Raw genomic sequence first — 18,808 nt, forward strand, 5'->3', positions numbered from 1 at the left:
GCGCGGCCGGGCACGTCGGAGGTCCGCGGATCACCGCCGGGACGGCACGGGGTCGCCGCGGTCGCGTAACGTCGACCTTGCGCCGGAATCCCGAGACCGCGCGCAGAAGGATTACACGCGTGCCCGAAGAATGCATCCACGGTCTGGACATCGCTCTCTGCGACGTCTGCTCCCCCGCCAAGCTCCCCGAGCCGCAGGGCCGCACCCGGGCTCCGGTGCGCGTGCCCGGGACGTCCCGTGCGGCCACCGCGCGCGCCGCCGCCCGCGGCACCGCCCGCGAGAAGCCGCTCCCCCAGGTGGACATCACCGCGCAGCGCATCTACCACGTGACCCACCTCGACAACCTCGAGGCGATCGTCGCCGCCGGCGCCGTCCTGGCCGACCAGAACCTCGAGGGCCGCCCCGCGGTCGACGTCAGCGCCGAGACGACCCGCGAGCACCGCCGCGCGGTCCAGGTCAAGGACGGCGTCAGCGTCGCCGGCTACGTCCCGTTCTTCCTCTCCCCCGACGCCGCGCTCTGGGCCGACCTCCGCGGCGACCGCGTGCTCCCGCACTGGTCCCCCCGCGCGCACACCACCACCGCGTCGCAGTTCGTCGTCCTGGTCGGCTCGCTGTCCTCCGCGCCCGTGCTGAGCGACGGCGACGCGTCGCACGTGCTCACCCGCTTCACCGAGGGCGACGCCCTCGTGCGCACCTTCGCGCGGCTCCTCGTCGACGAGCCCGCGCTGCGCAGCGCCGAGGCGCTCGTGCCGGACCGCTTCCCGATCGAGGAGATCGCCGTCGTCGGCGTGCCGTCGGTCACCATGAAGAACAAGGTCAAGGCGATGTTCGAGAACAGCGGGGCCTCTCCCCGCGTCGCGGTCTATCCGCCCTGGTTCCACCCGGTCGCCGAAGAGGAGTGACGCGGCGGAGTCGGCCGGAGCGGTCGGCTCCTACGCCCCCTCGAGCAGGTCGAGCCGGTCGGCGAGGTAGCGCTCGAGCGGCATGAGGCCCTGCTCGCCGAGACCGGGTGCCCAGCGGACCACCACCCGGTCGCCGCGGAGCGACAGCGGCTCCTGACCGGCGGCGAGGCTCTCGGCGTCGATCGCCAGGCGGCGCCAGCCGTGGTTGACGATCTCGCCCTCCTGGAAGGGTCCGTCGAAGGCGGCCTTCCGGATCTCCCGGCGCGCCTCCTGCGACTCCGACTGGTTGTTGGCGTGCAGCGGCGCGACGGAGCGGGTGACCGAGCCGGTCGCGAAGACGTCGCCGTCGTGCCCGAGCAGCAGGACGCCGAGTCGCCAGGCCCGGGTGACCGGGGCCATCACGGGCGCGCGGCGGAAGCCGAGGATCGCGCGCGGCCGGCGGAGCTCGGCGAGGGCCTGATCGGGCACACCGCGGAGCTCGAGCTCGACGACGGTCTGCGCGAGCAGCTCCTGCAGCGCGGCGGCGGCGCTCGTCGCCTCGTCCGATGCCGTCATCGACCGCGCTCCCGTCCGCTCCCCTGCACGCGACCGCGTCCGGCCGGCTCCACCAGCCTAGGACGGCTGACGACGGGGGCGAGCCGGGGTCCGGAGACGCCGACGGCGCGCCCGCCCCGGAGGGTGGACGCGCCGTCGGGGCGGATCAGATCGCCGAGGCGAGGACCTCGTCGAGCTTCGCGGAGGCCTCCTCGTCGGTGGCCTTCAGCGCGAGCGAGAGCTCCGAGACCAGGATCTGGCGGGCCTTCAGCAGCATGCGCTTCTCGCCGGCCGAGACTCCGCCGGCCTGCTCGCGGCGCCAGAGGTCGCGGACGACCTCGCTGACGCGGTAGACGCTGCCGCTCGCCATCTTCTCCTGGTTGGCCTTGAACCGGCGCGACCAGTTGCTGGCCTCCTCGGCCACGTCGCTGCGGAGCACGTCGTAAACGGCCTGCACGCCGGCGTCGTCGATGATCTCGCGGACCCCCACGAGCTCGGCGTTCTCGACGGGCAGGGTGATCGTGAGCTCGCTGGTGTGCACGTTCATCGTCATGAACGTCTTCTCGACGCCCTTGACCGAGCGCTTCTCGAGCCCGGTGATCGTCACCGCTCCGTGGTGCGGGTAGACCAGGGTCTCGCCGACCTCGAATGTCATCATGTCGTGCCTTTCATCGTGGGGCGTGGTGGGAGGGAGGAGGAGTCCGGGGCCCGCAGCGGCGCGTCGGCCAGCCAGGGCGGGAGGAGCGCGACGAGCTGCTCGACGAGCTCCTCGTCGGTGCCGTCGAGGCCGCCCGCGAGCCAGGCGCCGACCACGGCGAGCACGCCGCCGGCCGCGAAGGTCGCCGTCAGCTCGGGATCGACGCCGGCGGGGACGTCGACGCGGGCGAGCACCTCGCGATGCAGGGCGAGCACGGTGTCGAGGACGGCGTCGTCCGAGGCGACGCGGGCCGAGGCGCGGGCGCGGAGGCGGGCGTGGAAGGCGTGCCGGTCGACCAGCCGGTCGACGAGGCGGACGTAGCCGCGCCGGAGCGCGCGGGCGCCGGAGCCGTCCGCGGGGTCGGGAGCGGCGACGTCCGCGACGACGAGGTCCTCGCGGAGGAGGGCGGAGGCGACGGCCGCCGCGTCCTCGAAGTGCGAGTAGAACGAGCTGCGGCTGATGCCGGCCTCGCGGACGATGTCGCTGACCGCGATGCCCTCGGCGCGACCGCCGTCGGTCTGCATGACGAGCCGCTCGACCGCGTCGAAGACCCGGCGGCGGGTGCGGCGCGTGCGCGGATCGGCCGACGCGGGCCCCGGGGTGACGGGTGCCTCCACTCCGTGCGGAGAGGCGGCTCGAGCGGAAGACATCTCCGGCAGTCTACCACTTCCCGGACAGGTGTTCGGAAAACCCGGCGAACTGGTGGGCCGGTCGGCTCCGGCTCGCGAGAAGTGGTTCGGCCCGCGGGATCCGGTGGATCCGTCGTGCCCGACGCGTTTCAGCGAGCCGGAGGCGTGCGCGGCTGCTCGCGCCATCACCTGTGGCACTCGGAACCGACTTCGGCACGCGGGGACGAGCTGGTCCGACGTGCCCGACGTGATTCCGCGAGCCGAACGGGTACGCGGCCACTCCGCGCGCCACCTCCGGCTCGCGGAAGCGGGTTCGGCACGCGGGAACGAGCCGATCCGACGTGCCGGACGTGATTCTGCGAGCCGAACGGGCAGTCGGCTGCTCCGCGCGCCACCTCCGGCTCGTAGAAGCGGGTTCGGCACACGGGAACGAGCGGTTCCGGCGTGCCGGGAGCGATTCCGCGAGCCGGAGGTGCGCGGAATGGGCCGCGGCAGAACGGCGGCGTCCGAGCCCGGGTCAGCTCGCAGCGGTGCGGGTCGCGGCGAGGCGGCCGAGGCGGGTGCGTGCCGCGCGCTCGCTGGGCGACACCGTGCCGAGGTAGAGCTCGAGGGAGCGCATCAGCAGGCGGGTCGCGGTGATCGCGGGCCACCACGGGCGGCGGAGGCCGAGGAGGCGGCGCACCTCGGGCGACAGCGACGCGGTGGCGCCGGCGAAGAGCAGCGGGTAGATCAGCCCGGCCTCCCCGGGGAGCTTCACCGTCCGGAGGAACTCGACCGCCTCGTGCACGCGCTCGTCGGGACGCAGCTCGCCCGCGAACCCGGCCAGCTGCTCGCGCAGCTCGGCGACGCTCTCGGGCGGGTTCTCCACCCCGAGCAGGCGGCCCGACGCGGCCCACTCGCGGACGTAGGCGTCGGCACCGCCCGGGATCGGGCCGCCCCACAGCTGGTGCGCGCCGAGGAACGCGTCGGTGAAAGCGTCGTGCACCCAGAGCAGCAGCCGCGGATCCTGCGCCGAGTAGTGCCGCTCGACGTCGGCCGCGTCCTGGTAGGTGCCGACGATCCGCTCGTGCACTCCGGTCACCCAGCGGGCGGCTCCGGAGGCGGTGGCGGTGTCGCCGAAGCTGGTGGTGAGCACCCAGCGCACGGTGTTGTCGAGGCGGCCCATCGGGTCCTCGCGGTAGCGGGAGTGGTCGTGCACGCCGGCCATCGCGCCCGCGTGCAGCGTCTGCATCAGCAGGGCGCGGACGCCGGCGACCATCGTCGGCATCGCGCCGTTGACCGCCCAGACGGCGCTGCCGGGGCCGAACAGTCCCGCGTCGTCGCCCGTCTCGAGGGCGGCGACCCAGTCGGGGCGGGGGCGGGGACGGCGTCGGCTCATCCATCGAGTCTGCGCTCGGATCCTGGGTGCGACCGTCTCTTCCCTCACTCCGCCAGGGGTGCTACAGGGCACGAGGTTCCCGGGCCGCGGGGCTCGTCCGAGCTCCTCGGATCACGCCGGGGGTGCCGGGCCCGCCTCACTCCCCCAGCAGCTCCCGCAGGTCGTCGGCGGTGAGCGCCTGCGCGAACAGCTCGCCCTCGTCGAGGACGGCGGTGCTCAGGCGCGCCTTGCGCTCCTTCAGCCGGACGATCTTCTCCTCGATCGTGTCCTTCGCCACCAGCCGGTAGACGTTGACCCGGCGCTCCTGGCCGATCCGGTGCGCGCGGTCCACCGCCTGGGCCTCGGCGGCTGGGTTCCACCAGGGGTCGAGGATGAAGACGTGGTCGGCCTCGGTCAGCGTGAGCCCCGTCCCGCCCGCCTTCAGGCTGATCAGGAACACCGGCGCGGCTCCGGAGCGGAACTCGTCGATCACCGCACCCCGGTCGCGGGTGGAGCCGTCGAGCTGCACGAACGGGATCCCCCGCCGCCGCAGCCGCTCGGCCGCCCGCTCCAGGTACGAGGTGAAGGTGCTGAAGACGAGCGCTCGGCGCCCCTCCGCCAGCACGTCGTCGAGCTGCTCGATCAGCGCGTCGAGCTTGGCCGAGGGCACGTGCCGGTACGCGGGATCGACCAGCGAGGCGTCCAGGGCGAGCAACCGCAGCAGCGTGAGGGAGCGGAACACGGTGAAGCGCTGGCGGTCGAGGTCGTCGACGAGCCCGAGGAGCTTCCGCCGCTCGCGCTGCAGATAGCCGTCGTAGAGCACGCGGTGGCTCGGGGCGAGGGTGACCTCGAGGGTCTGCTCCTGCTTCTCGGGCAGCTCGGGCGCCACCGCCTCCTTCGTCCGGCGCAGCAGGAACGGGCGGATCCGGCGCCGCAGCCGGTCGAGACGCCGCCGCGCTCCCTCGGAGTGCGAGACCGTGCGCCCCGCCGACAGGTCCGGCGAGACGATGCCGACCGGCTCGTCCGCGTGCACGATCGGGCGGGTGAACTCCTCCCGGAAGCGCCGGAGCGACGGCAGGAGACCGGGCGCGGTCAGCGCGAGGACCGCCCACAGCTCGTCGAGCGAGTTCTCGAGCGGCGTGCCGGTGAGGGCGAGGGTGATCGGCGCGCCGACGCCGCGGGCGGCCTGGTGCGCCTGCGAGGACGGGTTCTTCACGAACTGCGCCTCGTCGAGGACGAGCGCCGACCACTCCCGCTCGGCCCACTGCTCGCCGGCCAGGCGGAGCACCGCGTAGCTGGTGACCACGACGTCGAGGTCGGCCGGCAGGGCGGCGAGGCTGTCGCCGCGCCCCTCGCGGGTGCTGGTCACCGCCGCGATCCGGAGGGAGGGGGCGAAGCGCGCCGCCTCCGAGAGCCAGCCGGGCAGCACCGAGGTCGGCGCGACCACGAGGAACGGCGCGGCGCGGACTCCGGCGGCGCGCGCCTCCTCCACCGCCTGCAGCATCATCGCGAGGGTCTGCAGCGTCTTGCCCAGCCCCATGTCGTCGGCGAGGATCCCGCCGAGCCCATGGCGGCGGCGGTGCACGAGCCAGGAGTAGCCCTCGCGCTGGTACGAGCGAAGCTCGCCGGTGAGGCCGGCCGGCGGCTCGACGTCGACCGGCGCACCCGCGGCCAGAGCGTTGTCGAGCACGACCTTCCAGGCATCGGAGGCGGTGCTCGCGTCGGCGAGCTCGTCCAGCTCCTCCCAGAGCGCGGTCTGGTGCCGGCCGATCCGCGGGCCGGTCTCCCACTCCTCCAGCTCGTCCGCGCGCTGCAGCAGCTCGCGGAGCCGGTCGAGGCCCGGGTGCGCGAGCGAGAGGTAGGAGTGGTCGACGAGCCGGATCCGGTCGCCGCCGTTCGCGAGCGCGCGGAACAGCGGGCCGAAGGGGACGCTCGCGTCGCCGATCGTGACGACGACGCCGAGGTCGAACCAGTCGGCGCTCTCGGTGTCGGCCGCGGTGAGAGTGAGCGTGAGCGGTCCGTTGAGCAGCCGGTAGTCGGGCTGCTTGCCCTCGCGCTCGATCCGCACGCCGCCGACGCCCTCCAGGAGCGGCAGCTGCTCGACGACGAAGACCGCCGCCGCCGCGCCGCGCAGGACCGCGGGCCGGTCGACGTCGGGGACGACGTCCGACTGCGCGGCCGCCAGGACGGTCCGGGCGCGGCGGAGGATCGACACCTCGAGCGCGTCGTCACCGGCTCCTTCGAGTTCGCGGGCGCGGTCGGCGCTCCGCCGCCAGTGGAAGCCGACCCGGACGACGCGGCGCGGCTCGAACGAGACGGTGCAGACCAGCCGCGGCGGCTCGGGCTCGTCGAGCTCCACCCCGGCGTCCGCGCTCCGCACGGCGACGCGGCCGCGCAGGGTCGGCAGGTGCTCCGCCAGGAACTCGGCGACGTCCTCCGCCGGGATGCCCGTCGGCTCGGGATGGCGGAGCAGCCGCAGCTCCTCCTCGTCGAGCGGCTGCGGGGTCGGCGCGAGCAGCAGCGCGGTCGGGTCGCCGGACTCCACCAGGTAGACGCCGTGCCGGGCGATGGGCCTCGCGGCCTCGAGCGGGCGCTCGCCGACGTCGAGCCGGAGGACGGGGGTGAGCTCCAGGGCGCCGGCCAGCTCGGAGGCGACCAGGGCGACGTGCGCGGAGGCGGAGCGCGTGAGAGCACCCGTGCCGGTGGTCAGCAGCGGAATGCGCAGGCCCTCCGCCTGCTCGAGCAGCCGCCAGAGCAGCGGGCTCTCGTAGTCGTCGAGGTGGATCCAGTCCGGGTCCTGGCCGAGGTGCACGGTGCGGGTGGCCCGGTGCAGCGCGGCGAACTCGGCGAACCAGCGCTGATGCGCCGGATCCAGCGAGAGCCGGTGGGTCTGGAAGTTGAGCGACTTCCAGGTGAGGGTCGTCCGGTTCCAGGCGCCGCCGCGGCCGGGCACGACCGGGCGGGTGGCGAGGCGGTGGTCGTCGCGCTCGGCGGGGTCGTAGGTCGCGGCGGTGACGCGCTCGCTCGTCGGCGCGCGCCACGGGTCGTCGGCGCGCCGGACCAGGCGGCGCAGCTCGAACTGCAGGCCGATCGGCGTGAGGGTCGGAGTCGGCTCTCCGGGCTCGCCGCCGCTGAGCTCGCCCACGCGGGCGCGCCAGGAGGCGGCGGACTTCTCGGGAGGCATCGCCCCATGCTGTCACGCCGGTCCGACACCGATCCGCGGTCGATGCGGCGCCCGTCCCCGCGCCGGCCCGGGTCAGCGGCAGAATCGGAGGATGAGCAGCAACGACTCCCCCGAGCCCACCGTCCTCGCGATCGGCAGCGACGAGCTGCGCGTGGCGCTGACGACCGCGGGCGCCGAGATGACCTCCCTCCGCGACACCGAGAACCGCGAGTACCTCTGGCAGGCCGGCCCCGAGTGGCGCCGGCACGCGCCCGTGCTCTTCCCGATCATCGGGCGGCTGCCGGGCGACACCCTGCACCACGACGGCCGCGACCACCCGATGGGCCAGCACGGCTTCGCGCGCGATCGCGTCTTCGAGCTGGCCGGCGTCGGCGGCGACGAGGCCGTCTTCCGGCTGCGCAGCGACGACGCGACCCGCGCGGTGTTCCCCTTCGACTGGTCGCTGCTGATCGCCTACGCGGTGACCGGATCGACGCTGCGGATCACGCAGACCGTCGAGAACCGCGGCACGGAGCCGCTCGGCGCCTCGGTCGGCAACCACCCGGCGTTCGCCCTGCCGCTGCCCGGCGCGACCGGTGAGCACCGGATCCGCTTCGCGCAGCCCGAGCCGGAGGGCTTCCGCCGGGCTCCCGAGAACCTGCTCGTCGCCGAGCGCCACCCGGCACCGCTCGAGGACGGCGTGCTCACGGTGGACGACACGCACTTCGAGGAGGGCGTGCTGATCTTCGACGAGCCCCGCCGCCGCACGCTGACGCTCGAGGCCGACGGCGCGCGCTCGATCGCGGTCGACAGCGGCGACTTCGACGTCGTCGGCGTCTGGAAGCCGGTCGGCGCGCCGTTCGTCTGCATCGAGCCGTGGCGGAGCGTGCCGACGCCGGAGGGCTGGGACGGCGACATCGTCGACAAGCCGCGGCAGTTCGTGCTCGCCCCGGGCGAGCAGCGCGCCTTCTCCTACAGCATCACGCTCAGCTGAGGCTCCTCGCGCTGCAGCTGCGCGTCGAGGAGCTCGAAGCGGCGGATGATCAGGCCTTCGCGGGTCGCCCACGGGCAGATCACGAGCGTCTCGACGTGCAGCGCCTCCATGGCCGCCTCGGCGACGAGCGCGCCGGCCAGCAGCTGCGGGGCGCGGAGCGTGGAGACGCCGGGCAGCGCCGAGCGGTCGGCCGCGCTGATCGCGGCGAGGCGGGAGGACCAGAGCCGCAGGTCGACGAGGTGCAGCTCGCGGCGGGCGAGCGGGCCCGCGGCGCTGGGAGCGGCGCCGGCGATCCGGGCCAGGGAGCGGAAGGTCTTCGAGGTGCCGGCCACGAGGTCGGGGGTGCCGAGGGCGAGGAAGGCGCGGACGGGCTCGGCGAGCACCTCGCGGGCGTGCCGGCGGGCGGCCTTGACGCTCGTGGCGGAGGCGGGGTCGCCGTCGAGGAGGTCGCGGGTGACGCGGCCGGCCCCGAGCGGCACCGAGACGGCGAGCTCGGGCACCTCGTCGACGCCCATCGACAGCTCGAAGGAGCCGCCGCCGATGTCGAGGTCGAGGATCGAGCCGGCGCCCCAGCCGAACCAGCGGCGCACGGCGAGGAAGGTCGCGGACGCCTCGGCCTCGCCGCCGAGCTCCTGGAGGTGCACGCCGGTCTCGGTGCGGACGCGCTCGAGCACCGCGGCGCCGTTGCCGGCCTCGCGGATCGCGGAGGTGGCGAAGGCGAGCAGGTCCTCCGCGCGGTGGCGGCGGGCGACCTCGTGCGCCTCGGCGACGAAGGAGATCAGCTCGCGCTGCCCCTCCTCCGTGATGTCGCCGGCGGCGTCGAGGTACGCGACCAGCGCGAGGCTGCGCTTGTGCGACCGGTACGGCACGGGCCGCGCCCCCGGGTGCGCGTCGACGAGCAGCAGATGGACCGTGTTGGAGCCGATGTCGAGCACGCCGAGTCGCATGCCCCCACGCTAGCGCGGCCCGCAGCCGCCCCCGGACCGGCGGCGACGCCCGAGCTCCCTGCTCTTCGAGCAGCCCGCGCAGCGGGCGCATCGAGCGGAGGGGGCGCCTCCGGCGCCAGCGCAGGGCGGGGAAGAGGCCAACGTGCATGCGGTGGGTGAATCTCGATACGCCCCTGCGGGGCTACTCGACCAGCATGTCTGCGGGCGTCTCTTCCAAGTAGATCCACCCACGCCCGAGCACGAGTGTGCAAACTCGCCCTGCTGACGACGCCGGGTCTCGATACGCCGCTGCGCGGCCACTCGACCAGCATGGAAGGGCGCGGCCCCCGAAGGGCGGCCACTCGATCAGCATGGAAGGCCCGGCCCTCTGAAGGGGCCGCTGTGCACGCTCGGCCGGCGTGGGCAGCTGCTCAAGCGGCGAGGAGTGGCACGCGCCCCGAAGGGGCCGCGGCCCTTCCACCCGACGCGCTGGCGGGCGTGGGTCTCGATACGCCGCTGCGCGGCTACTCGACCAGCATGCTGGGGCCGCTGCGCGGCTGCTCGATCAGCAGGAGCGGGAGCGGCGCCCCGAGTTCGGGAGCGTGGCGCCCCGGAGGGGTCGCCACCCCTGCAGACCGGCCGCCGCTCCGCAGGGTCACCGGCGATCCGCGTGCCAGCGGATCGTCGTACCCGGAACGCGACCGGCTCCCACCAGCGCGACCCGTCGCGAAGCCGACCGCCGACGGACGACGAGGAACGAGGAGTCCGTCGCAGAAGGGCCCGGCCGCGCTAGCGACCGGGCCCTTCTGCAGGAACTCAGTGGTCCCAGTTCTCCACCGGCTCGGAGGAGCTGGAGGATCCGACGACGTGCACGCGCATGTCGTTGGTGGTGCCGGCGCGTCCGGGGGGCGATCCGGAGACGACGACGACGGTGTCGCCGGCCTTCGCGAGGTTCTCGCGGAGGAGGACGGCGTCGACCTGGGCGAACATGGCGTCCGTGTGGTTCACGCGGGGCGTGACGTAGGACTGGACGCCCCAGTTGAGCGCCATGCGGCGGCGGACCGAGGGCTCGGGGGTGAAGCCGATGATCGGGATGCCGTGGCGCAGGCGGGTCATGCGGCGGACGGAGTCGCCGGACTCGGTGAAGACGCAGAGGAACTTGGCCTCGACGAACTCGGCGACCTCGGCGGCGGCGAGGGTGACGGAGCCGCCCTGGGTGCGCGGCTTGCTGCCGAGCGGGGGGATCCGCTCGAGGCCGTGCTCCTCGGTCGACTCGACGATGCGGGCCATGGTCTGGACGGTGACGACCGGCCAGGCGCCGACGCTGGTCTCGCCGGAGAGCATGACCGCGTCGGCTCCGTCGAGGATGGCGTTCGCGACGTCGGAGGCCTCGGCGCGGGTGGGGCGCGGGCTCTCGATCATCGACTCGAGCATCTGGGTGGCGACGATGACGGGCTTGGCCCAGCGGCGGGCGAGCTCGACGGCGTGCTTCTGCACGATCGGCACGGCCTCGAGGGGCAGCTCGACGCCGAGGTCGCCGCGGGCGACCATGATGCCGTCGAAGACGTCGATGATCTCCTGCAGGTTGTCGACGGCCTGCGGCTTCTCGATCTTGGCGATGACGGGGGCCTTGCGGCCCTCCTCCGCCATGATCTCGTGCACGCGGACGATGTCGCTGGCGTTGCGCACGAAGGAGAGCGCGATGATGTCCGCGCCGAGGCGGATGGCCCAGCGGAGGTCGTCCTCGTCCTTCTGCGACAGCGCGGGCACGTTGACCGCGACGCCAGGCAGGTTGATGCCCTTGTTGTTCGAGATGTTGCCGGGGACGACGCACTCGGTGATGACTCGGGGGCCCTCGACGGCGGTGACGCGGACCGCGACCTTGCCGTCGTCGATCAGGAGCATGTCGCCGGGGTTCACGTCGTCGGGCAGGCCCTTGAACGTGGTGCCCGAGAGCTCCTTGGTGCCGAGGACGTCCTCGGTGGTGATGGTGAAGACGTCGCCCTCGGCGAGGGGGTACGGACCGCCCTCGAACTTGCCGAGGCGGATCTTGGGGCCCTGCAGGTCGACCATGATCGCGACGGCGCGACCGGAGTCCTCGGCGGCCTTGCGCACGAGGCGGTAGATGCCCTCGTGCACGTCGTAGCTGCCGTGGCTGAGGTTCATGCGGGCCACGTCCACGCCGGCGTCGATGATCGCACGAATGGTCTCGTACGACGACGTTGCCGGGCCGAGGGTGGCGACGATTTTCGCTCGTCTCATTGAGGGGGTGCTCCGTTGTTCTGCGCCCGAGGGCGCGTCGTTAGCGGGGAGGGTGAGCTGTGAAGCTGGCGCGCGAAGACTATCGCGTCCGTGGGACTAGAGCGTGAAGCCCCGGTCGTTGGGCCCGACGGGCGCGGGCAGCTGGGTGGTGCCTTCGAGGTAGCGGTCGATCTCGGCCGCGACGGAGCGGCCCTCCGCGATCGCCCAGACGATCAGCGACTGGCCGCGGCCGGCGTCGCCGGCGACGAAGACGCCCGGGACGCTGGTCTCGAAGCGGTCGCCGCGGACCACGTTGCCGCGGTCCGTGAACGGCACCTCGAGCTGGCCGGCGAGGTGCTCCGACTCGGGGCCGGTGAAGCCCAGGGCCAGGAGGACCAGGTCGGCCGGGATCTCGCGCTCGGTGCCCGCCTTGGGCACGCGGCGTCCGTCGAGGTACTCGGTCTCGGCCACGCGCACGGCGCGGACCTCGCCGACCTCGTTCGCGAGGAACTCGACGGTGGAGGCGAGGTAGACGCGCTCCCCGCCCTCCTCGTGGGCGCTGGCGACCTCGAAGACGGTCGGGTCCATCGGCCAGGGCTGGCTGTCCGGACGCTGCGACGGCGGCTGGGTGCCGATCGCGAGGTTGGTAACCGAGGCCGCCTTCTGGCGGTGCGCGGTGCCGATGCAGTCCGCTCCGGTGTCGCCGCCGCCGAGGACGACGACGTGCTTGCCCTCGGCCGAGATCCGCTCGAACACGCGGTCGCCCGCGATGGCGTGGTTCGACTGCACCAGGTACTCCATCGCGAAGTGCACGCCGGCCAGGTCGCGGCCGGGGATCGGCAGATCGCGCGGGACCATCGCACCGGTGGCGACCACGACGGCGTCGTAGCGCGCGCGCAGATCGTCCCAGGTGATGTCCGTGCCGATGTCGACGCCGGCGCGGAAGCGGGTGCCCTCGGCCTTCATCTGGTTCAGGCGCAGCTCGAGGTGCTTCTTCTCCATCTTGAAGTCGGGGATGCCGTAGCGCAGGAGGCCGCCGATGCGGTCGTCGCGCTCGTAGACCGCGACGGTGTGCCCGGCGCGGGTGAGCTGCTGCGCCGCGGCCAGACCGGCGGGGCCGGAGCCGACGACGGCGACCGTCTTGCCGGTCAGCCGCTCCGGCGGGTGCGGCTGCACCCAGTCGTTGCCGAAGGCCTGATCGATGATCGAGACCTCGATCTGCTTGATCGTGACCGCGGGCTGGTTGATGCCGAGCACGCAGGACGACTCGCAGGGCGCCGGGCACAGACGGCCGGTGAACTCCGGGAAGTTGTTGGTCGCGTGCAGGCGCTCGATCGCCTGGCGGCCCTCGCCGCGCCACATCAGGTCGTTCCACTCGGGGATCAGGTTCCCGAGCGGGCAGCCCTTGTGGCAGAACGGGATGCCGCAGTCCATGCAGCGGCCGGCCTGCCGGCGCAGCACGGCGGTGTCGCCCTGCTCGTACACCTCTTTCCAGTCCATCAGCCGCACAGACACCGGGCGCCGCTTGGGCAGCTCCCGGTCCTGCACCTTCAGGAATCCCTTGGGATCAGCCACCGGTCACCTCCAGAATCCGTCCCCAGACGACGTCGCCGTCGGGGTCGAGCCCCTCTTCGACGGCGGATGCTCGCGTCGCGAGCACCGCGGCGAAGTCGCGGGGCAGTACCTTGACGAAACGCGAGACGGTTCCGTCGAAATCGTCGAGCATCCCCTGGGCCAGGGTCGACTCGGTCTCGGCCACGTGCCGCTCGAGCAGGTCGCGCAGGATCTCCACGTCGGCGCTGCCGAGCTCGGAGAGCGTCAGCTCCCCGGAGGCGATCGCGTCGCGGTTGACGAGCTCGCGGCTCAGGTCGTGGATGTAGGCGGTGCCGCCGGACATGCCCGCGCCGAGGTTGCGGCCGGTCGCGCCGAGGATGACGGCGAGCCCGCCGGTCATGTACTCGAGCGCGTGGTCGCCCACGCCCTCGACGACCGCCGTGGCACCGGAGTTGCGGACCAGGAAGCGCTCGCCCACCATCCCGCGGATGAACATCGTGCCCTGGGTCGCTCCGTAGCCGATCACGTTGCCGGCGATGACGTTCGCCGACGCGTCGAAGGTGCTGCGGCGGTCGGGCCGCACCACGATCTGGCCGCCGGAGAGGCCCTTGCCGACGTAGTCGTTCGAGTCGCCCTCGAGGCGCAGCGTGATGCCCGCGGGCAGGAACGCGCCGAGCGACTGCCCCGCCGAGCCGCGGAGGTTCACCGTGATGGAGTCGGCCGGCAGCCCGTTCTCGCCGTAGCGGACGGTCACCTCGTGGCCGAGCATCGTGCCGACGGCGCGCTCGGTGTTCTTGATCTCACGGTCGATCACCACGGTGCCGCGGTGGTCGAGGACGTTCGCGGCGAGGCGGATCAGCTCGTTGTCGAAGTGCTTCTCCAGCTCGTGCTCCTGCGCGCGGCCGTGGCGGCGCGGCTCCTCGGCGCGGAAGACCGGGCCGACCAGGATCGGCGTCAGGTCGAGCCCGCTCGCCTTCCAGTGCTCGATGGCGCGGTTGACGTCGAGCAGCTCGCGGTGGCCGACGATCTCGTCGATCGAGCGGAAGCCGAGCTGGGCGAGGTACTCGCGCACCTCCTGGGCGATGAACTCGAAGAAGTTGACGACGAACTCGGGCTTGCCGTTGAAGCGCTTGCGCAGCTCGGGGTTCTGCGTCGCGACGCCCACCGGGCAGGTGTCGAGGTGGCAGACGCGCATCATGATGCAGCCCTCGACGATCAGCGGGGCGGTGGCGAAGCCGAACTCCTCGGCGCCGAGCAGGGCGCCGATCACGACGTCGCGGCCGGTCTTCATCTGGCCGTCGACCTGCACCACGACGCGGTCGCGCATGCCGTTGAGCATCAGCGTCTGCTGGGTCTCGGCGAGGCCGAGCTCCCACGGCGTGCCGGCGTGCTTGAGCGAGTTGACGGGGCTCGCGCCGGTGCCGCCGTCGTGGCCCGAGACGAGGATCACGTCGGCGAGGGCCTTGGCCGTGCCGGCCGCGACCGCGCCGATTCCCGACTGGCTGACGAGCTTCGCGTGGATGCGCGCCTTCGGGTTCGCCCGCTTGAGGTCGAAGATCAGCTGCTTGAGGTCCTCGATCGAGTAGATGTCGTGGTGCGGCGGCGGTGAGATCAGGCCGACGCCCGCGGTCGCGTGCCGGGTGCGCGCGATCCACGGGTAGACCTTGGTCGGCGGCAGCTGGCCGCCCTCGCCGGGCTTGGCGCCCTGGGCGAGCTTGATCTGGATGTCGTCGGCGTGCGTCAGGTACATGCTCGTGACGCCGAAGCGGCCCGAGGCGACCTGCTTGATCGCGGAGCGGCGCTCGGGGTCGAGCAGTCGCTCGGTGTCCTCGCCGCCCTCGCCGGTGTTCGACTTGGCGCCGAGGCGGTTCATCGCGATGGCGAGCGTCTCGTGCGCCTCCGGCGAGATGGAGCCGTAGCTCATCGCCCCGGTGGAGAAGCGCTTGACGATGGACTCGACCGACTCGACCTCGTCGATCGGGACGGGCGTGCGGCCCTCCGTGTCGAGGGTGAACATGCCGCGGAGGGTCATCAGCGAGAGCGCCTGATCGTCGACCATCTTCGTGTACTCGCGGAAGACGTCGTAGCGGCGGTTGCGCGTGGAGTGCTGCAGCCGGAAGACGGTGTCCGGGTTGAAGAGGTGCGGCGCGCCGTCGCGGCGCCACTGGTACTCGCCGCCGACCGCGAGGCGCTCGTGCGCGACGACCGCGCCGTCCTCGGGGTACGCGGCGCGGTGGCGCGCGGCGTTCTCCTCGGCGACGACCTCGATCCCGATGCCGCCGAGCTTGGAGGCGGTGCCGGTGAAGTACTGGTCGACGAAGACCTGGCTGAGGCCGACGGCCTCGAAGGTCTGCGCGCCGGCGTAGCTGGACACGGTCGAGATGCCCATCTTGGACATGATCTTGAGGACGCCCTTGCCGAGCGCCTTGATCACGTTCTTGACGGCCTTCTCGGGCGAGAGGTCCGAGATCATGCCGCTGCGGACCAGCTGCTCGCAGGTCTCCATCGCGAGGTACGGGTTCACCGCGGAGGCGCCGTAGCCGATCAGCGTCGCGACGTGGTGCACCTCGCGGACGTCGCCGGCCTCGACGACCAGCCCGACGCGCATCCGGTTCTCGGTGCGGATCAGGTGGTGGTGCACGGCGGCGAGCATCAGCAGCGAGGGGATCGGCGCGAGGTCCTTGGTGGAGTCGCGGTCCGAGAGCACGAGGAACTGCGCTCCGGCGGCGATCGCCTCGTCGGCCTCGGCGCACATCGCGTCGAGGCGGTCCTGCATCGCGCGGGGGCCGGCGTCGACGCGGTACAGACCGCGGATCGTCGTGGTGATGTGGCTGAGCGGCCGCGGCGCGATGTGCTGGATCTTGGCCAGCTCGTCATTGTCGATCACCGGGAAGTCGAGGACGACCTGGCGGGCGTGCTCGGCGCCGGCCGAGAGCAGGTTGCGCTCCGGTCCGAGGCCGAGGCGCAGCGAGGTGACGACCTCCTCGCGGATGGAGTCGAGCGGCGGGTTGGTCACCTGCGCGAACGCCTGGGTGAAGTAGTCGAACAGCAGTCGCGGGCGCTTGGAGAGCACCGCGACCGGCGTGTCGGAGCCCATGGCGCCGAGCGGCTCGGCGCCGGCCTTCGCCATCGGCAGCAGCAGCAGCCGCACCTCCTCCTCGGTGTAGCCGAAGGTGCGCTGGCGGCGGTTGACCGACGCGGGCGTGTGCACGATGTGCTCGCGCTCGGGCAGGTCCTTGAGGTTGATGCGGCCCTTGTCGAGCCACTCGTCGAAGGGACCGGAGTCGGCGAGCTGCGCCTTGATCTCCTCGTCCTCGACGATGCGGCCCTGCTCGGTGTCGACCAGGAACATCCGGCCCGGCTGCAGCCGGCCCTTGCGGACGATCTTCGCGGGGTCGATGTCGAGGACGCCGATCTCGCTGGCGAGCACGACGAGGCCGTCGTCGGTGACGACGTAGCGGCCGGGGCGCAGGCCGTTGCGGTCCAGCGTGGCGCCGACGAGGTCGCCGTCGGTGAAGACGATCGCGGCTGGGCCGTCCCACGGCTCCATGAGCATCGAGTGGTACTCGTAGAAGGCGCGGCGCTTCTGGTCGATCGCGGCGGCCTGGTTCTCCCACGCCTCCGGCACCATCATCATGATCGCGTGCGGCAGCGAGCGGCCGGCCAGCGTGAGCAGCTCCACCGTCTCGTCGAACGAGGCGGAGTCGCTGCGGCCGGTCGAGACGATCGGGAACAGCGGCGAGAGGTCGCCGAGCTCGGCGCTCTTCAGCTGCGACTGGCGCGCGCGCATCCAGTTGCGGTTGCCCTGCACCGTGTTGATCTCGCCGTTGTGCGCGATCATCCGGAACGGCTGCGCGAGCGGCCAGGACGGGAAGGTGTTGGTCGAGTAGCGCGAGTGCACCAGCGCGAGCTTCGAGGTGAAGCGCTCGTCCGAGAGGTCGGGGTAGAACGGCTCGAGCTGGAGGGTGGTGACCATGCCCTTGTAGACGAGCGTGCGGCTCGAGAGCGACATGAAGTACACCTCGAGCTCGCGCTCGACGCGCTTGCGCAGGCGGAAGGTGAGGCGGTCGAGGCGGAGCCCGGCCAGCGGCACGCCCGCCGCGTCGGTGAGCTCGCTCGAGACGTAGAGCTGCTCGATCGCCGGCATGGCGGCGCGGGCGAGCGTGCCGATCTCGTCCGGCTGGACGGGGATGGAGCGCCAGCCGAGGACGGTGAGGTTCTCCTCGCGGGCCATCTCGGCGATGGTCGACTTGACCCGCTCGCGCTCGAAGACGTCGACGGGCAGGAAGGCGTTGCCGACCGCGTACTGCCCGACGGGGGGCAGCTCGACGGCCGCGACGGCGCGCAGGAAGTCGTCGGGGATCTGGGTGATGATCCCCGCGCCGTCGCCGGTGCCGGCGTCGGAGCCGACCGCGCCGCGGTGCTCGAGGTTGCGCAGCGCGTTCAGCGCGGCGTCGATGATGTCGTGCCCGGCCGTCCCGCGCATGGTGGCGACCATGGCGAGACCGCATGCGTCCTTCTCGGCCGCCGGGTCGTACATCCCCTGTGCGGACGGGGTGCCGAGGAACGGCACGGCGGGGACGCGGGGCGAGGGCTGAACGGGAGCCATGGGGACCGTCCTCACGAGAGTCGTAGCGGATCGGGACGTCGCTGGCCCGCGGTGTGGTGGTGGAGGAGCGGCTCCCCGATCGGGAGGGCCGTGCATTCGGTGGTCGCGGAGCGGAGGTCTGGCGCCGTCGTCGGGGTCGTGCGCTCGCTCCCCCGCGGCAGCGCTTGTGGCTGAGCCGCGGTGGGGCGGACGGACGGAGAGGTGAGCTGGATGCGGGGCCGCGGGGGTGCCGCGGACCGCGTCAGCTGTGGGAGACCGTCGACTTCTCGGCGTCGGTGCCGGAAGAAGGAGTGGTGGCGTCGGAGTCGGACTCGACGTCCTCGAATTCTACCGCAGCTGGGGCGGGCGTCCACTCGCGGCCGGGCCGGTAGGCCGAGGTCTCGCGACCCGGGTGCTCGCGCCGCTGGATCACGACGAGGACCAGACCGACGACGACGGCGGCCAGCGCCGCCCAGACGTTGGTGCGGATGCCCCAGAAGAACTCGCTCGGGTCGATCCGGATGGACTCGAACCAGACGCGGCCGATGCCGTACCAGATCAGGTAGGCGGCGAAGACGGTGCCCCACTGCAGCTTGAGGCGGCGCTCGAGCAGCAGGATGACCGCGATGCCGACGACGTTCCAGAGGATCTCGTAGAGGAAGGTCGGGTGGAAGAGCGTGCCGGCGGGCAGGCCGACCGGGAAGGCCGGGTTGCTGCTCTCGATCTCGAGGCCCCACGGCAGGGTCGTCGGGAGGCCGAACAGCTCGTGGTTGAACCAGTTGCCGAGGCGGCCGATGGCCTGCGCGGCGAGCATGCCGGGCGCGAGCGCGTCGGCGAAGGTCCAGAAGCGGACGCCGGTCCAGCGGCAGCCGATCCAGGCTCCGACGGCGCCGCCGATCAGGCCGCCGAAGATCGCGTTGCCGCCGTTCCAGATCCGGATGATCTCCCACGGGTCCGCGCCGGCGTAGAAGTAGTCGCCGGGGTGCGTGAGCACGTGGTAGAGCCGCGCGCCGATGATGCCGAGCGGCACGGCCCAGATGATGATGTCGAGGACGACCCACGGCTCGGCGCCGCGGCGCTTGAGGCGGGCGTTCGTCATGATCGTGGCGACCACGATGCCGACCAGGATGCAGACGGCATAGGTGTGGATCGAGAACGCGCGATCGAAGAGCGTGAAGTCGTACTGACTCCACGCCTCGGGCGGACTCGGGATGCTCAGCGGT

12 protein-coding genes are annotated in these 18,808 nt (G+C 72.7%); 2 read left to right on the forward strand and 10 right to left on the reverse strand.

The genetic code is table 11. The annotated features are described in order from the left end of the window. The first annotated feature begins 119 nt into the window (after positions 1-119). The gene (locus EDF43_RS08295) at positions 120-902 is read left to right on the forward strand and encodes a DarT ssDNA thymidine ADP-ribosyltransferase family protein (RefSeq protein ID WP_159422559.1); all 783 of its coding nucleotides are present in this window, start codon (positions 120-122) and stop codon (positions 900-902) included. A gap of 30 nt (positions 903-932) precedes the next feature. On the opposite strand, the gene EDF43_RS08300 is transcribed toward EDF43_RS08295, so the two are convergent. From EDF43_RS08300 to EDF43_RS08320, 5 genes are all read right to left on the reverse strand, one after another. Next, positions 933-1,457: a hypothetical protein gene (locus EDF43_RS08300; RefSeq protein WP_123735810.1), complete on the reverse strand. Its 525-nt coding sequence runs from the start codon at positions 1,455-1,457 to the stop codon at positions 933-935. Between the two features lie 145 nt (positions 1,458-1,602). Next, on the reverse strand, positions 1,603-2,091 hold the full coding sequence (locus EDF43_RS08305; protein ID WP_123446565.1) for a CarD family transcriptional regulator: 489 nt from the start codon (positions 2,089-2,091) through the stop codon (positions 1,603-1,605). After that, on the reverse strand, positions 2,091-2,783 hold the full coding sequence (locus EDF43_RS08310) for a TetR/AcrR family transcriptional regulator (RefSeq protein WP_132436257.1): 693 nt from the start codon (positions 2,781-2,783) through the stop codon (positions 2,091-2,093). The genes EDF43_RS08305 and EDF43_RS08310 overlap by 1 nt, the downstream gene beginning before the upstream one ends. 496 nt (positions 2,784-3,279) lie before the next feature. Then, positions 3,280-4,140 carry an oxygenase MpaB family protein gene (locus tag EDF43_RS08315; RefSeq protein WP_132436258.1) on the reverse strand — a complete coding sequence of 287 codons (861 nt, stop codon included), beginning with the start codon at positions 4,138-4,140 and terminating at the stop codon, positions 3,280-3,282. A gap of 136 nt (positions 4,141-4,276) precedes the next feature. Beyond that, entirely contained in the window at positions 4,277-7,303 is a 3,027-nt protein-coding gene (locus EDF43_RS08320) for a DEAD/DEAH box helicase (protein WP_132436259.1), read from the reverse strand. Positions 7,304-7,394: 91 nt separating this feature from the next. Between EDF43_RS08320 and EDF43_RS08325 the strand changes: the two genes are divergently transcribed. After that, a complete protein-coding gene (locus EDF43_RS08325; protein WP_132436260.1) occupies positions 7,395-8,276 on the forward strand; it encodes an aldose 1-epimerase family protein in 882 nt (293 codons plus the stop codon). Here the strand turns inward: EDF43_RS08325 and EDF43_RS08330 are convergent. The 5 genes from EDF43_RS08330 to lgt all read right to left on the reverse strand — a co-directional run bounded on the left by EDF43_RS08330 (position 8,255) and on the right by lgt (position 18,798). Then, complete coding sequence (locus EDF43_RS08330; RefSeq protein ID WP_127886888.1) at positions 8,255-9,223, reverse strand: Ppx/GppA family phosphatase; 969 nt, start codon at positions 9,221-9,223, stop codon at positions 8,255-8,257. The two genes, EDF43_RS08325 and EDF43_RS08330, sit on opposite strands and share 22 nt — an antisense overlap. Positions 9,224-10,018: 795 nt before the next feature. Further along, positions 10,019-11,464, reverse strand: coding sequence for a pyruvate kinase (gene pyk / locus EDF43_RS08335; RefSeq protein WP_123446241.1), 1,446 nt, complete (start codon positions 11,462-11,464; stop codon positions 10,019-10,021). 96 nt (positions 11,465-11,560) lie between these two features. After that, positions 11,561-13,018 carry a glutamate synthase subunit beta gene (locus EDF43_RS08340; RefSeq protein WP_132436261.1) on the reverse strand — a complete coding sequence of 486 codons (1,458 nt, stop codon included), beginning with the start codon at positions 13,016-13,018 and terminating at the stop codon, positions 11,561-11,563. Continuing rightward, positions 13,011-17,537, reverse strand: a complete 4,527-nt coding sequence (gene gltB, locus EDF43_RS08345; RefSeq protein WP_243646265.1) for a glutamate synthase large subunit — start codon at positions 17,535-17,537, stop codon at positions 13,011-13,013. The genes EDF43_RS08340 and gltB overlap by 8 nt, the downstream gene beginning before the upstream one ends. 310 nt (positions 17,538-17,847) lie before the next feature. Beyond that, entirely contained in the window at positions 17,848-18,798 is a 951-nt protein-coding gene (gene lgt, locus EDF43_RS08350) for a prolipoprotein diacylglyceryl transferase (RefSeq protein WP_243646266.1), read from the reverse strand. Positions 18,799-18,808: the final 10 nt, after the last annotated feature.

This window comes from Rathayibacter sp. PhB179 (assembly GCF_004345345.1).
Taxonomy (GTDB): domain Bacteria; phylum Actinomycetota; class Actinomycetes; order Actinomycetales; family Microbacteriaceae; genus Rathayibacter; species Rathayibacter festucae.